The organism is Enterobacter sp. C4G1 (assembly GCF_052886895.1).
The window spans coordinates 175,712-189,731 of record NZ_JBQVVV010000001.1 but is presented as its reverse complement, the minus strand read 5'-3'; the positions used below and the strand labels follow the sequence as shown (position 1 = coordinate 189,731).

The window sequence follows — 14,020 nt, the reverse complement described above, 5'->3', positions numbered from 1 at the left end:
CGCTAAAAAATTTTTGAAAAGCTAAATTCGGTGACTTGTGTCACGTTTTTGTACCTCTTTTGCCGATCCTGCCACTTTCGTAAACTTATGCAGCATTTTCCTCTGCCATTTTGCCCTGTATGACTTTTCTTCAGAGTGCCGACGCAAACGTTCATATTGCTGCAATAGTTTTTTTTGATATGTTGGCTACAGCGGATTCAAATCCAGCACAACATCAGTTCAGACAAAAACAGGGTCGGGGAAATGGCAAAGGTATCACTGGAGAAAGACAAGATTAAATTCCTGCTAGTAGAAGGCGTGCACCAAAAAGCACTCGATAACCTTCGTGCAGCAGGCTACACCAACATCGAATTTCACAAAGGCGCGCTGGATACTGAAGAGCTGAAAGCGTCCATCCGTGATGCCCACTTCATTGGCCTGCGATCCCGTACTCACCTGACTGAAGACGTTATCGCTGCGGCGGAAAAGCTGGTGGCTATTGGTTGCTTCTGCATCGGTACCAACCAGGTTGACCTGAATGCGGCTGCAAAGCGCGGTATTCCTGTCTTTAACGCCCCGTTCTCTAACACCCGTTCTGTTGCGGAACTGGTGATTGGCGAACTGTTGCTGCTGCTGCGCGGTATTCCTGAAGCGAACGCCAAAGCACACCGCGGCGTGTGGAATAAACTGGCGTCCGGCTCTTTCGAAGCGCGTGGCAAAAAACTGGGTATCATCGGTTACGGCCATATCGGTACGCAGCTGGGTATTCTTGCTGAATCCCTCGGTATGAACGTCTTCTTCTACGATATCGAAAGCAAACTGCCGCTGGGGAATGCTACCCAGGTTCAACACCTGTCTGACCTGCTGAACATGAGTGATGTCGTGAGCCTGCATGTGCCGGAAAATGCGTCCACGAAAAACATGATGGGTGCAGAAGAGCTGGCGCTGATGAAGCCTGGTTCACTGCTGATCAACGCCGCGCGCGGCACCGTTGTCGACATCCCGGCACTGTGTGATGCGCTGAAGCGTAAGCATCTGGCAGGGGCGGCAATCGACGTATTCCCGACCGAGCCTGCAACCAACAGCGATCCGTTTACATCTCCGCTGTGCGAGTTCGATAACGTGATCCTGACGCCGCACATCGGTGGTTCAACTCAGGAAGCGCAGGAGAACATCGGCCTGGAAGTGGCGGGCAAACTGAGCAAATACTCCGACAACGGCTCAACGCTTTCTGCGGTGAATTTCCCGGAAGTGTCTCTGCCGCTGCACGGTGGCCGCCGTCTGCTGCACATTCACGAAAACCGCCCAGGCGTGTTGACCGCAATTAACCAGATCTTCGCTGAGCAGGGCGTCAACATTGCTGCACAGTATCTGCAAACCAACTCTCAGATGGGTTACGTGGTTATTGATATTGAAGCGGATGAAGATGTGGCCGAGAAGGCGCTGCTGAGCATGAAGGCGCTCCCGGGGACTATCCGCGCGCGTCTGCTTTACTGATCGTGCGGTTTGTAGTGTCGGGTGGCGGCTGCGCCTTTCCCGACCTACGTTGAGGTTTTGTAGGCCGGGTAAGCGTAAGCGCCACCCGGCTTTATTCTACCAGGTCCAGGTTTTACTGGGCGTCACCACCGCAGGCAACGGCACATCCCATTTCTCCACCGGCAACGCCTCCACGCCCTGACAATCATGCGCATAGCCCACCGGCTGCAATCCATACTGCTGCCAGTTTTGCAGCGTTCTGTCGTAAAAGCCGCCCCCCATTCCCAGGCGCTGACCTTGTTCATCGAACGCTACCAGTGGTGTCACCAGCACATCCAGATCCGCAAGTGGGAGCACGTCGCGCACGTCCAGTTTCGGTTCGGTGATTTTCAGGCGATTGACCACCAGGTCACTGTGTGGATGGTAGTTCAGGAACAGCAGGTTCCCCTCGCTAAACGGATGCAGCACCGGCAGGTAAACCTTTTTCCCGGCGCGCCAAAGCTGTTCGATAAGCGGCTGGGTATCCAATTCGCCATCAAACGACAGAAACAGGGCGACCGTATGTGCCATCACAACCGGCGGGTATGCCATCATGCGTGCGGCGGCCTGCTGGGCGAAATGCGTTTGCTGTTCGGAGGTTAACGCACGACGGCGTTTACGGATTAACTGACGGATGTCCTGGCGTGAGGCAGAAACTTCAGAAAGTAGAGTCATGGTAGTCGGTAGAAGAAGAGAGAGGGAATCTCCGAGATGCCGCCGCAGGCTGTAACCCTTGAACCCTTGGTTCAAGGTGAATGTGTCGTCATAGTTTTAAGGCTTCTCGGACGGACCGAGCATGCTCACCAACCATGGAGCGCCACATTCTTGTGGTATGAAATATCGGCTCAGGGGACTGGCCCGCTTGCGAACATCTCAGAGAAATTTTGTCTTCCCAGTTACTCTACCATAGTCAACTGAGAAGTGTTATTCAAACTTTGGTCCTGGTCTTTCGGGAGTGCGACCTTGATCAAGCAATGCCTGTTCTATGGTCTGCTGGAGCATTTTAATGCGTTGCTCCATGCTCGCCGCGTAATCGCGGGTCTTTGCTTTTTCCTGAGTCAATTCATAGCTGATGTTCAACGCGGCGATGAAGACCAGCTGCTCAGTATTTGTGACTCTAGTGCGTTCTTTTAGATCTTGCAACCGCTGATTCAAATCGTCCGCAGCCTGATTCAAAGCATCCCTTTGTTCAGGTGGACAATTCACTCGCAGTGAACGGCCAAAAATCTGGAGATCGACGGGTTGTGCAGACATGCCACCTTCCTGCTGATTGACTGCGCTGCCTTCGCTTACTGCCCCGGGGGCCGCGAAGGGGCGACACTATAGCTACCCTGATGTGAAGATACAAGCCCTTTTCTGGTATCACCAGGGTCCAAAGTGGTAGCATACCATGAATATTCTCCCTTTGATGACGAATGCATATGTCTATACAGAACGAAATGCCTGGTTACAACGAATTAAACCAGTTACTGAACCAGCAGGGAGTGGGCTTAACCCCTGCCGAAATGCACGGTCTGATCGCCGGGATGTTGTGTGGCGGAAACAGCGACAGCTCATGGCAGCCGCTGGTTCACGACCTGACGAACGAAGGGCTGGCGTTTGGTCACGAGCTGGCTGAAGCGCTGCGTAAAATGCACTCCGCAACCAGCGATTCTCTGGAAGATGACGGCTTCCTTTTTCAGCTTTATCTGCCTGAAGGCGATGACGTTAGCGTCTTCGAACGCGCCGATGCGCTTGCCGGTTGGGTAAACCACTATCTGCTGGGTCTTGGCGTGACACAGCCTAAGCTCGATAAAGTGACCGGCGAAGCGGGTGAAGCTATCGACGATCTGCGCAACATCGCACAGCTTGGCTATGACGAAGAGGAAGACCAGGAAGAGCTGGAAATGTCCCTCGAAGAGATTATTGAGTACGTTCGCGTTGCGGCGCTGCTGTGCCACGACACCTTTACGCGCTCGCAGCCAACCGCGCCGGAAGTGCGCAAGCCAACCTTACATTAAGAAAAATAACGCACAGGAGGGTGTCATGGTTATCTCGAATCAAGAGTATTCTCGCCGTCGTCAGGCTCTGCTGGCAAAAATGCAGCCAGGAAGCGCTGCGTTAATTTTTGCTGCGCCTGAAGTGACGCGCAGCGCCGACAGCGAATACCCCTATCGCCAGAGTAGCGATTTCTGGTACTTCACCGGGTTTAACGAGCCTGAAGCGGTACTGGTGCTGATAAAGAGCAATGACACCCACAACCACAGCGTGCTTTTCAACCGCGTGCGGGATTTAAACGCCGAAATCTGGTTTGGCCGTCGCTTAGGTCAGGAGGCCGCGCCTGCAAAGCTTGGTGTCGATCGCGCCCTGGCGTTTAGCGAAATCAACCAGCAGTTTTACCAGTTGCTTAACGGCCTGGACGTGCTGTACCACGCCCAGGGTGAATATGCCTGGGCCGATGAGATTGTCTTCAACGCGCTGGATAAGCTGCGTAAGGGTTCGCGCCAGAACTTAGCTGCGCCAGCTACGCTTACGGACTGGCGCCCGGTGGTCCACGAGATGCGTCTCTTCAAGTCTGAAGAAGAACTTGACGTGCTACGCCGTGCAGGTGAAATCAGCGCTCTGGCGCATACCCGCGCGATGGAGAAGTGCCGTCCCGGGATGTTTGAATACCAGCTCGAAGGCGAGATCCACCACGAATTTACCCGCCACGGCGCGCGCTATCCGTCCTACAACACCATTGTGGGTGGCGGGGAAAACGGCTGCATCCTGCACTACACCGAGAACGAAAGTGAACTGCGTAAGGGCGACCTGGTGCTGATTGACGCCGGTTGCGAATATCAGGGCTATGCAGGGGACATCACCCGTACTTTCCCGGTAAACGGCAAATTCACGCCTGCACAGCGTGCGATTTATGACATTGTTCTTGAATCACTGGAAACGGCGCTGACGCTCTATCGTCCGGGCACCTCGATTCAGGAAGTCACCGGTGCTGTCGTGCGGATAATGATTACCGGTCTGGTGCGTCTTGGCATCCTGAAAGGCGAAGTTGATACCCTGATCACCGAAAATGCCCATCGTCCGTACTTTATGCATGGCCTGAGTCACTGGCTGGGGCTGGATGTTCATGACGTGGGTGCCTATGGTTCTGAACGCTCGCGCGTGCTGGAACCAGGCATGGTATTAACCGTTGAACCCGGGCTGTACATCGCCCCGGACGCGGATGTCCCACCAGAGTACCGCGGGATTGGCATTCGTATTGAAGATGACATTGTCATCACCGAAACCGGCAATGAAAACCTGACTGCCTCTGTTGTGAAAAATGCCGACGACATTGAGGCGCTGATGGCAGCGGCACGCGTATGAGCGTGATTATCGTTGGCGGCGGCATGACAGGAGCCACGCTGGCTCTGGCAATATCTCATTTAACTCAGGGGCAGCTTCCGGTTCATCTGATTGAAGCTGTCGCACCTCAAACCACCGAACATCCTGGTTTTGATGCCCGCGCAATTGCGCTGGCACAAGGCACCTGCCAGCAGTTAGCGCGTATTGGTATCTGGCAGGCTATCGCCGACTGCGCGACTGCCATTGAAACAGTGCACGTCAGCGATCGCGGTCATGCGGGGTTTGTTACCCTTGATGCACAGGATTATCGTATCGACGCGCTGGGCCAGGTTGTTGAGCTGCATGACGTTGGGCTCCGCTTGTTCCGCTTGTTACAGGACGCACCCGGCGTGACGCTACACTGCCCGGCGCGCGTGGCAAGTTTTAGCCGCAGCGAAGATGCCGTTAACGTCACGCTCGACGATGGCACGACACTTGAAGGCAAGCTGCTGGTTGCGGCTGATGGTTCCCGTTCTGCGCTGGGCACACAGTGTGGCGTGGAATGGCGCACCCAGCCTTATGGGCAGGTGGCGGTCATTGCGAATGTCTCAACACAGAGCGAGCATCACGGGCGTGCGTTTGAGCGTTTTACGCAGCATGGCCCGCTGGCGATGCTACCCATGGCGGAGGACCGCTGTTCGCTGGTGTGGTGCCATCCGCAAGACAGGGCGGATGAAGTGCTGTCCTGGAGCGATGAGCGCTTTTGCACTGAGCTGCAAAAAGCCTTCGGCTGGCGGCTTGGGCGCATCACCCATGCGGGGAACCGATCTGTTTATCCGCTGTCGCTGACGACGGCGTCCCAGTCCATTTCCCATCGCGTTGCGCTGGTGGGGAATGCCGCGCAAACCCTGCACCCGATTGCGGGTCAGGGGTTTAATCTGGGCCTGCGCGATGTCATGAGCCTGGCGGAATCGCTGGCGCAGGCGTGGGGTGAACAAAAAGATTGTGGCGCATATTCGGTGCTTAGCCATTATCAGAAGCGCCGTCATGCCGATAAAGAAGCCACAATCGGCGTCACGGATGGCCTGGTGCATCTGTTTGCTAATCGCTGGGCACCGCTGGTTGCCGGGCGCAACCTCGGGCTGATGGCGATGGAATTATTTATCCCGGCACGTGATGTGCTGGCGCAGAGGACTCTTGGTTGGGTCGCTCGTTAAGGAGTTATCACCGTGCAGAATGTTGATGTCGCCATTGTCGGCGGCGGAATGGTCGGGCTGGCGCTGGCCTGTGGTTTACAGGGTAGCGGCCTGCGTGTGGCCGTGCTTGAGCAAAAACTGCCTCAGCCCGTTGCACAGGATGCGCCGCCAGAATTACGTGTGTCGGCCATCAATGCAGCCAGCGAAAAACTGCTGACTCACCTGGGCGTGTGGGCGGATATTGTCGCGCACCGCGCCAGTTGCTATCACGGAATGGAAGTGTGGGACAAAGACAGCTTTGGCCACATTGCTTTTGATGACGAAAGTATGGGGTACAGCCATCTGGGCCATATTATTGAGAATGCAGTTATCCACCACGCGCTGTGGCAAAAAGCCCAGCGCTGTAGCGATGTCACGCTTATGGCGCCCGCGCAAATCCAGCAGGTGGCCTGGGGCGAAAATGAGGCATTCATTACCCTGCAAAGCGGCGATATGCTCACCGCGCGGCTGGTAGTAGGGGCCGACGGCGCAAACTCCTGGTTGCGTAATAAAGCAGATATTCCGCTGACCTTCTGGGACTATCGTCATCACGCGCTTGTGGCCACGATCCGTACCGAAGAGCCACACGGCGGCGTGGCGCGTCAGATTTTCCATAATGACGGTATTCTGGCATTTCTGCCGCTTGCTGACCCGCACCTCTGTTCCATTGTCTGGTCGCTGGTGCCGGAAAAAGCCCAACGGATGCAGGAAGCCACGCCTGAAGAATTTAACCAGGCGCTGTGCGTTGCCTTTGATAATCGTCTGGGGTTGTGCACCCTTGAAAGCGAACGGCAGGTCTTCCCGCTTACCGGACGCTATGCACGTCAGTTCGCGGCGCACCGTCTGGCGCTGGTGGGTGATGCGGCGCATACCATTCATCCTCTGGCCGGGCAGGGGGTTAATCTGGGCTTTATGGATGCCGCTGAGCTGGTTGATGAGCTGCGTCGTTTGCACCGTGAAGGCAAAGATTTTGGTCAGCATTTATACCTTCGTCGCTACGAACGTAGCCGCAAGCACAGTGCCGCGATGATGCTGGCAGGAATGCAGGGCTTCCGCGAGCTGTTCGCAGGCGCAAACCCGGCCAAAAAACTGCTGCGTGATATTGGCCTGAAACTGGCCGACACCCTCCCAGGCGTAAAACCGCAACTCCTGCGTCAGGCGATGGGTCTTAACGATCTGCCGGACTGGCTACGCTAACTTAGATACCCGTCACACTTTATTTTCCCGGCCTCTGCGCCGGGGAAATTTCCTCGTTTGAAATATTCTAATTCCACGCCATTTTTCGCATTAGATTATCTAATCTTACGTTTTTTATGTTACGGAAATTCGGCCCATTTTTCCGCATGAAATATCACCATGTGCTAAATCATGTTGGCGTGACGTTAATTTTATGCGGGATTAATCGCATTTTTCCAGTGAATAACTCTGTGGGCTTTTTGGCGATTTTTAGTCATAAGCTAATGTGATGACCCGCTTTGCCTTATGGTTAATCACCGGTTTCGGTGGTAACTTCAGGTCAAAGAGAACGTTTGCGTCGACGTCCGTAAGGTGATGCCGACGCCGGGTTTCGTGGCGATTTTGGGCGCATGAAACGCAAGATAGCCCTGCTTATTCAACGAGGAAAAGATGGCTCAACAGACTCCTTTGTACGATCAACACGTGTTATGCGGCGCGCGCATGGTGGACTTCCATGGCTGGATGATGCCGCTGCACTACGGCTCACAGATTGATGAGCATCATGCGGTGCGCACCGATGCCGGCATGTTCGACGTGTCCCATATGACCATTGTCGACCTGCGCGGTAGCCGCACCCGGGAGTTTTTGCGTTATCTGCTGGCAAACGACGTCGCAAAACTAAAGACCCCAGGCAAAGCGCTCTACACCGGGATGCTCAATGCTTCCGGCGGTGTGATAGATGACCTGATTGTTTATTACTTCACTGAAGATTTCTTCCGCCTCGTTGTAAACTCCGCCACCCGCGAAAAAGACCTCTCCTGGATTTCCCAACACGCTGAACCTTTCTCTGTTGATATCACTGTTCGTGATGATCTGTCGTTGATCGCCGTACAGGGACCGAACGCACAGGCAAAAGCAGCTTCTCTGTTTAGCGATGAGCAACGTAAAGCGACTGAAGGGATGAAGCCGTTCTTCGGCGTGCAGGCAGGTGATCTGTTTATCGCGACCACCGGCTATACCGGTGAGGCGGGCTACGAAATTGCCATGCCGAATGAGAAAGCCGCCGATTTCTGGCGTGCGCTGGTAGAAGCGGGCGTTAAGCCGGCGGGTCTGGGTGCGCGCGATACGCTGCGTCTTGAAGCCGGGATGAACCTCTACGGGCAGGAAATGGATGAAAGTGTGTCTCCGCTGGCAGCCAACATGGGCTGGACCATTGCGTGGGAGCCCGCAGACCGTGAATTCATTGGTCGTGAAGCGCTGGAAATTCAGCGTGAACAAGGCACCGAACAGCTGGTCGGCCTGGTGATGACCGAAAAAGGCGTGCTGCGCGGCGAACTGCCGGTACGTTTCACTGATGCTAACGGCAATCACCGCGAAGGCATTATCACCAGCGGTACCTTCTCTCCGACTCTGGGCTACAGTATTGCACTGGCACGTGTACCGGCGGGAATTGGCGAAACGGCGATGGTGCAAATCCGCAACCGCGAAATGCCGGTCAATGTGACCAAACCGATTTTTGTTCGCGCCGGTAAGCCGGTCGCCTAATCATTTTTATCAGGAGAAATTCAATGAGCAATGTGCCAGCAGAACTGAAATACAGCAAAGAACACGAGTGGCTGCGCAAAGAGGCGGACGGCACTTACACCGTAGGGATCACCGAGCACGCGCAAGAGCTGCTGGGGGATATGGTGTTTGTTGATCTGCCAGAAGTGGGCGCGACCGTAGGCGCAGGTGACGATTGCGCGGTTGCGGAATCTGTTAAAGCGGCATCCGACATCTATGCACCTGTCAGCGGCGAAATCGTGGCCGTGAACGATGCACTGAGCGACTCCCCGGAGCTGGTGAACAGCGAACCATATGAAGGCGGCTGGATCTTTAAAATTAAAGCCAGCGACGAAGCGGAAGTTGCCGCCCTGCTGGATGCGACCGCGTACGAAGCCCTGTTAGAAGACGAGTAAGCCATTATCCCTCTCCCCAAAGGGGAGAGGGAGAAAACACATTCACTGCACGTTTCAGGAACCATCGCTCATGACACAGACTTTAAGCCAGCTTGAAAACCGTGGCGCTTTTATTGAACGTCACATTGGGCCGGATGCTCAGCAACAGCAGGAGATGCTGAACACGGTTGGCGCGGATTCATTAAACGCACTGATCGGCCAGATAGTGCCAAAAGACATCCAGCTTGCAACACCGCCGCAGGTAGGTGAAGCCACCACAGAATTCGCCGCACTGGCGGAGCTGAAGGCCATTGCCGGCCTGAACAAGCGCTACAAGTCTTACATTGGCATGGGCTATACCAACGTGCAGTTACCGCCGGTTATCCTGCGCAATATGCTGGAAAACCCAGGCTGGTACACCGCTTACACCCCTTATCAGCCTGAAGTGTCTCAGGGCCGTCTGGAAGCGCTGCTGAACTTCCAGCAGGTCACGCTGGATCTGACTGGCCTGGATATCGCTTCCGCGTCTCTGTTGGATGAAGCGACCGCTGCGGCAGAAGCCATGGCGATGGCCAAACGTGTCAGCAAGCTCAAAAATGCCAACCGCTTCTTCGTGGCGGCAGACGTTCACCCGCAAACACTGGACGTGGTACGCACCCGTGCGGAAACCTTCGGTTTTGACGTGATTGTTGATGATGCAGACAAAGTGCTGGATCATCAGGACGTCTTCGGTGTGCTGCTGCAACAGGTAGGCACTACCGGTGAAGTTCACGACTACAGCCCGCTAATTGCCGAGTTAAAAACCCGCAAAGTGGTAGTGAGCGTCGCCGCTGATTTTATGGCGCTGGTATTGCTGACAGCACCGGGCAAACAGGGCGCGGATATTGTGTTCGGCTCTGCACAACGCTTTGGCGTACCGATGGGCTACGGTGGCCCGCACGCGGCATTCTTCGCCGCGAAAGATGAATTCAAACGCTCTATGCCTGGCCGTATTATCGGGGTGTCGAAAGATGCTGCTGGTAACACTGCACTGCGTATGGCGATGCAGACTCGTGAGCAGCACATCCGCCGCGAGAAAGCGAACTCTAACATTTGTACCTCGCAGGTCTTGCTGGCAAACATTGCCAGCCTGTATGCCGTCTTCCACGGCCCGGCTGGCCTGAAGCGCATTGCTGACCGTATCCACCGCCTGGCGGATATTCTGGCCTGCGGCCTGCAGCAAAAAGGCCTCAAGCTGCGCCACGCTCACTACTTTGACACCCTGTGTGTTGAAGTGGCAGACAAAGCGGCCGTTCTCGCGCGTGCTGATGCAGCAGAAATTAACCTGCGCAGCGATATTCACAACGCGGTGGGCATTACGCTGGATGAAAGCACCGCGCGTGAAGATATCCTGAACCTGTTTAACGTGCTGCTTGGTGACGCGCACGGCCTGGATGTTGACTCACTGGATAAAGACGTGGCCCATGACAGCCGTTCCATCCAGCCATCCATGCTGCGTGACGATGCCATCCTGGCGCACCCGGTGTTCAATCGCTATCACAGCGAAACCGAGATGATGCGTTATATGCACTCTCTGGAACGCAAAGATCTGGCGCTCAATCAGGCGATGATCCCGCTGGGCTCTTGCACCATGAAGCTGAACGCTGCGGCTGAGATGATCCCAATCACCTGGCCTGAGTTCTCTGAGCTGCACCCGTTCTGCCCGCCAGAGCAGGCAGAAGGTTATCACCTGATGATCAACCAGCTTTCTGACTGGCTGGTGAAACTGACCGGTTACGATGCACTCTGTATGCAGCCTAACTCCGGCGCACAGGGTGAATATGCAGGTCTGCTGGCGATCCGCCACTATCACGAAAGCCGCAACGAAGGGCATCGCGATATCTGCCTGATCCCAAGCTCTGCTCACGGTACTAACCCGGCATCTGCACAGATGGCAGGGATGGAAGTGGTCGTTGTGGCTTGCGATAAGAACGGTAACATCGACCTGGCTGACCTGCGTGCGAAAGCAGAACAGGCGGGCGATAAGCTCTCCTGCATCATGGTGACTTACCCGTCCACCCACGGCGTGTACGAAGAGACTATCCGTGAAGTGTGCGAAGTGGTGCATCAGTTTGGCGGCCAGGTATACCTCGATGGTGCCAACATGAACGCCCAGGTTGGCATTACCTCTCCGGGCTTTATCGGCGCTGATGTGTCGCACCTGAACCTGCACAAAACCTTCTGCATTCCACACGGCGGTGGCGGCCCGGGTATGGGTCCAATCGGTGTGAAAGCGCATCTGGCACCGTTTGTTCCTGGCCACAGCGTTGTGCAGATTGAAGGCATGTTGACCCGTCAGGGTGCGGTATCTGCGGCACCGTTTGGTAGCGCCTCTATCCTGCCTATCAGCTGGATGTATATCCGCATGATGGGTGCGGAAGGGCTGAAGCAGGCAAGCCAGGTGGCTATTCTGAATGCCAACTACATTGCGACTCGCCTGAAGTCTGCCTTCCCGGTGCTCTATACCGGCCGCGATGGCCGCGTGGCGCACGAATGTATTCTGGATATTCGTCCGCTGAAAGAGCAAAGCGGCATCAGCGAACTGGATATCGCCAAGCGTCTGATCGACTACGGATTCCACGCCCCAACCATGTCGTTCCCGGTAGCGGGTACGCTGATGGTGGAGCCAACGGAATCCGAGAGCAAAGCTGAGCTGGACCGCTTTATTGATGCGATGCTGGCGATCCGCATGGAGATCGATCGCGTGCTGGACGGCGAATGGACGCTGGAAGACAACCCACTGGTTCACGCGCCACACACTCAGCACGAGCTGGTGGCAGAGTGGAACCACAGCTACACCCGTGAGCTGGCCGTCTTCCCGGCTGGCGTGGCGAACAAATACTGGCCGACCGTGAAGCGTCTTGATGACGTTTACGGTGACCGTAATCTGTTCTGCTCCTGCGTGCCGATGAGCGAATACCAGTAACAGTCCTGGTGTAGTAACGTAGGCCGGGTAAGCGTTAGCGCTACCCGGCTTTTTTATTGGGAGAAGAGAATGGGAATTGCACTTGTGACCGGTGCCAGCCGCGGAATTGGTAAAGCCACCGCGCTACAGCTGGCAGGCGAAGGCTACACCGTTGCGGTGAACTATCACCGCAACATCAAGGCGGCAACCGATGTCATCAGGACGATTGTTGATATGGGCGGTAAAGCCTTTGCCGTGCGTGCGGATATCAGCGATGAAGCGCAGGTGCTGGCGATGTTCGAAAGCCTCGACCGGGAAGGCGAGCCGCTGACCGCGCTGGTCAACAACGCCGGGATCCTTTTCGAGCAATCCACCATCGAAAACCTGTCTGCCGAGCGTATCAACCGCGTGCTGGCCACGAATGTGACGGGCTATTTTCTCTGTTGTCGCGAAGCGGTAAAACGCATGTCGCATAAGCATGGTGGCCAGGGCGGGGCCATTGTGAATGTCTCTTCGGCGGCGTCACGCTTAGGCGCGCCGGGCGAATATGTAGACTATGCCGCTTCCAAAGGTGCGGTAGATTCGCTGACCACCGGGTTAGCACTGGAGGTGGCCGCGCAGGGTATTCGCGTCAACTGCGTGCGTCCCGGGCTGATTTACACCGATATTCACGCCTCGGGCGGTGAGCCGGGGCGTGTGGATAGGGTCAAGTCTATGCTGCCAATGCAGCGCGGCGGCCAGCCGGAAGAAGTCGCTCAGGCCATTGCCTGGTTGCTGAGCGACAAAGCGTCCTATGTGACCGGCAGTTTCCTGGAACTTGCTGGCGGAAAGTAAAACCTACGATGCCAGCCACAGTCTCAGGCGCATGCCCCAACTGCTGGTCCAGCCGGTGGTGATCGACTTCACCTCACCGTGAGAAATGACCACCATCGTCGGCGTTACCTGAACGTCCCACTGACGCGCCAGCTCTCCGCTGGCGTCATTGACCGTCGGTAGCGTCATCTTCTTCTTCGCAAGCCACGTTTCCAGCATGGCGTTATCGCCAGAGCGCAACGCAACGGATATCACGTTGCCACCCTCTGCGGCGAGCGTCGCCACCGAGGGGGTGGTGTAACGACACACGCCACACCAGGTCGCCCAGATGTAGACCAGCAGCGGCCGATCCCTGCTCATGGCGGCAAGATCAACGGGCTCACCGTCGAGGGTTTGCAGCGCCGTCGCGGTGAAATTCTGCGGCAGCGCAGGCTGGCGGAAATAGTCCACCGCGATGCTCACGACAACGCCAATCGTCAGCCATAGCGCCAGCTCGCGCAGTAAGCGCGTGAGTTTACTTGCCACGGGCGGATGGCAGCTGTGCTTTCACCAGCTCCTCCAGATCGTCATAGGGGATCGCACCTGCAACCATTTGGTCGCCGATGATAGTCGCCGGAGTACCCTGGATATTCAGCACCTGCGACAAAATCAGGTTCATTTTCAGCGAGTCCATGGTTTTTTCATCCGTCGTGATGTTGTCAGTGCCGGTTTTCACCCGTGCCGCTGCGATGCTGGCATCATCGTGATAGCCCTTTTTCATCATCAAACGCTGGTGCAGTGGCCAGAACATTTCGGGCTGCTGACGCCATGTAGAGAGCGCTGCTTTAGCGGCATTCACCGAGCTTTGTCCCTTGAACGGCAGCAGCTTGATGATCAGCTGCACGTCGGGGTTATCGCGCACGATTTTCTCCAGCATGGGGTCGAACTGCTTGCAGTAAGGACAGTTGTAGTCGGTGAACGAGACAATGGTCAGCTTTGGCTCTTTGGCACCGGTTCGCGGGCTGTAGGGGTCGTTAAACAGCAGTTCTGCCAGCTGGTCATCAGACGATTTTTCAGACGGTGCAGCGACGCTGAACGTTGATAAAGACAGCAGCAGTAAAGCAACAATGGCTCTCATG

The 14,020-nt window shown here is 55.7% G+C and carries 13 protein-coding genes and 1 other RNA gene; 9 read left to right on the top strand and 5 right to left on the bottom strand.

The window, feature by feature from the left end:
* Nucleotides 1-243 precede the first annotated feature (243 nt).
* Nucleotides 244-1,476 (top strand): phosphoglycerate dehydrogenase, encoded by a 1,233-nt coding sequence (serA, locus tag ACT9TW_RS00900; RefSeq protein WP_182062355.1) that lies wholly within the window; start codon nucleotides 244-246, stop codon nucleotides 1,474-1,476.
* A gap of 96 nt (nucleotides 1,477-1,572) precedes the next feature.
* On the opposite strand, the gene ACT9TW_RS00895 is transcribed toward serA, so the two are convergent.
* The 3 genes from ACT9TW_RS00895 to zapA all read right to left on the bottom strand — a co-directional run bounded on the left by ACT9TW_RS00895 (nucleotide 1,573) and on the right by zapA (nucleotide 2,748).
* On the bottom strand, nucleotides 1,573-2,169 hold the full coding sequence (locus ACT9TW_RS00895; protein WP_315686729.1) for a 5-formyltetrahydrofolate cyclo-ligase: 597 nt from the start codon (nucleotides 2,167-2,169) through the stop codon (nucleotides 1,573-1,575).
* Nucleotides 2,170-2,193: 24 nt separating this feature from the next.
* Nucleotides 2,194-2,377, bottom strand: a non-coding RNA gene (gene ssrS, locus ACT9TW_RS00890) — 6S RNA.
* Between the two features lie 41 nt (nucleotides 2,378-2,418).
* Nucleotides 2,419-2,748, bottom strand: coding sequence for a cell division protein ZapA (zapA, locus tag ACT9TW_RS00885; protein WP_014071673.1), 330 nt, complete (start codon nucleotides 2,746-2,748; stop codon nucleotides 2,419-2,421).
* Nucleotides 2,749-2,915: 167 nt separating this feature from the next.
* Between zapA and ACT9TW_RS00880 the strand changes: the two genes are divergently transcribed.
* From ACT9TW_RS00880 to ACT9TW_RS00845, 8 genes are all read left to right on the top strand, one after another.
* Nucleotides 2,916-3,494 carry a YecA/YgfB family protein gene (locus ACT9TW_RS00880; RefSeq protein ID WP_182062352.1) on the top strand — a complete coding sequence of 193 codons (579 nt, stop codon included), beginning with the start codon at nucleotides 2,916-2,918 and terminating at the stop codon, nucleotides 3,492-3,494.
* A gap of 31 nt (nucleotides 3,495-3,525) precedes the next feature.
* Nucleotides 3,526-4,839 carry a Xaa-Pro aminopeptidase gene (pepP, locus tag ACT9TW_RS00875; protein WP_446492664.1) on the top strand — a complete coding sequence of 438 codons (1,314 nt, stop codon included), beginning with the start codon at nucleotides 3,526-3,528 and terminating at the stop codon, nucleotides 4,837-4,839.
* On the top strand, nucleotides 4,836-6,014 hold the full coding sequence (gene ubiH, locus ACT9TW_RS00870) for a 2-octaprenyl-6-methoxyphenyl hydroxylase (RefSeq protein ID WP_446491447.1): 1,179 nt from the start codon (nucleotides 4,836-4,838) through the stop codon (nucleotides 6,012-6,014). Before pepP ends, ubiH begins: the two co-directional genes overlap by 4 nt.
* Before the next feature lie 12 nt (nucleotides 6,015-6,026).
* Complete coding sequence (ubiI, locus tag ACT9TW_RS00865) at nucleotides 6,027-7,229, top strand: FAD-dependent 2-octaprenylphenol hydroxylase (protein ID WP_446491446.1); 1,203 nt, start codon at nucleotides 6,027-6,029, stop codon at nucleotides 7,227-7,229.
* 429 nt (nucleotides 7,230-7,658) lie between these two features.
* Complete coding sequence (gcvT, locus tag ACT9TW_RS00860) at nucleotides 7,659-8,753, top strand: glycine cleavage system aminomethyltransferase GcvT (RefSeq protein ID WP_446491445.1); 1,095 nt, start codon at nucleotides 7,659-7,661, stop codon at nucleotides 8,751-8,753.
* A 23-nt stretch (nucleotides 8,754-8,776) separates the two neighbouring features.
* Complete coding sequence (gcvH, locus tag ACT9TW_RS00855) at nucleotides 8,777-9,166, top strand: glycine cleavage system protein GcvH (protein ID WP_166717536.1); 390 nt, start codon at nucleotides 8,777-8,779, stop codon at nucleotides 9,164-9,166.
* Between the two features lie 70 nt (nucleotides 9,167-9,236).
* Nucleotides 9,237-12,110, top strand: coding sequence for an aminomethyl-transferring glycine dehydrogenase (gcvP, locus tag ACT9TW_RS00850; protein ID WP_446491444.1), 2,874 nt, complete (start codon nucleotides 9,237-9,239; stop codon nucleotides 12,108-12,110).
* Between the two features lie 69 nt (nucleotides 12,111-12,179).
* Nucleotides 12,180-12,923, top strand: coding sequence for an SDR family oxidoreductase (locus ACT9TW_RS00845; protein WP_182062347.1), 744 nt, complete (start codon nucleotides 12,180-12,182; stop codon nucleotides 12,921-12,923).
* 3 nt (nucleotides 12,924-12,926) lie between these two features.
* Here the strand turns inward: ACT9TW_RS00845 and ACT9TW_RS00840 are convergent, their stop codons facing one another.
* Both ACT9TW_RS00840 and ACT9TW_RS00835 read right to left on the bottom strand, forming a co-directional pair.
* The gene (locus ACT9TW_RS00840) at nucleotides 12,927-13,427 is read right to left on the bottom strand and encodes a protein disulfide oxidoreductase (protein WP_446491443.1); all 501 of its coding nucleotides are present in this window, start codon (nucleotides 13,425-13,427) and stop codon (nucleotides 12,927-12,929) included.
* On the bottom strand, nucleotides 13,417-14,019 hold the full coding sequence (locus ACT9TW_RS00835) for a DsbA family protein (protein ID WP_446491442.1): 603 nt from the start codon (nucleotides 14,017-14,019) through the stop codon (nucleotides 13,417-13,419). The genes ACT9TW_RS00840 and ACT9TW_RS00835 overlap by 11 nt, the downstream gene beginning before the upstream one ends.
* Nucleotide 14,020 lies beyond the last annotated feature (1 nt).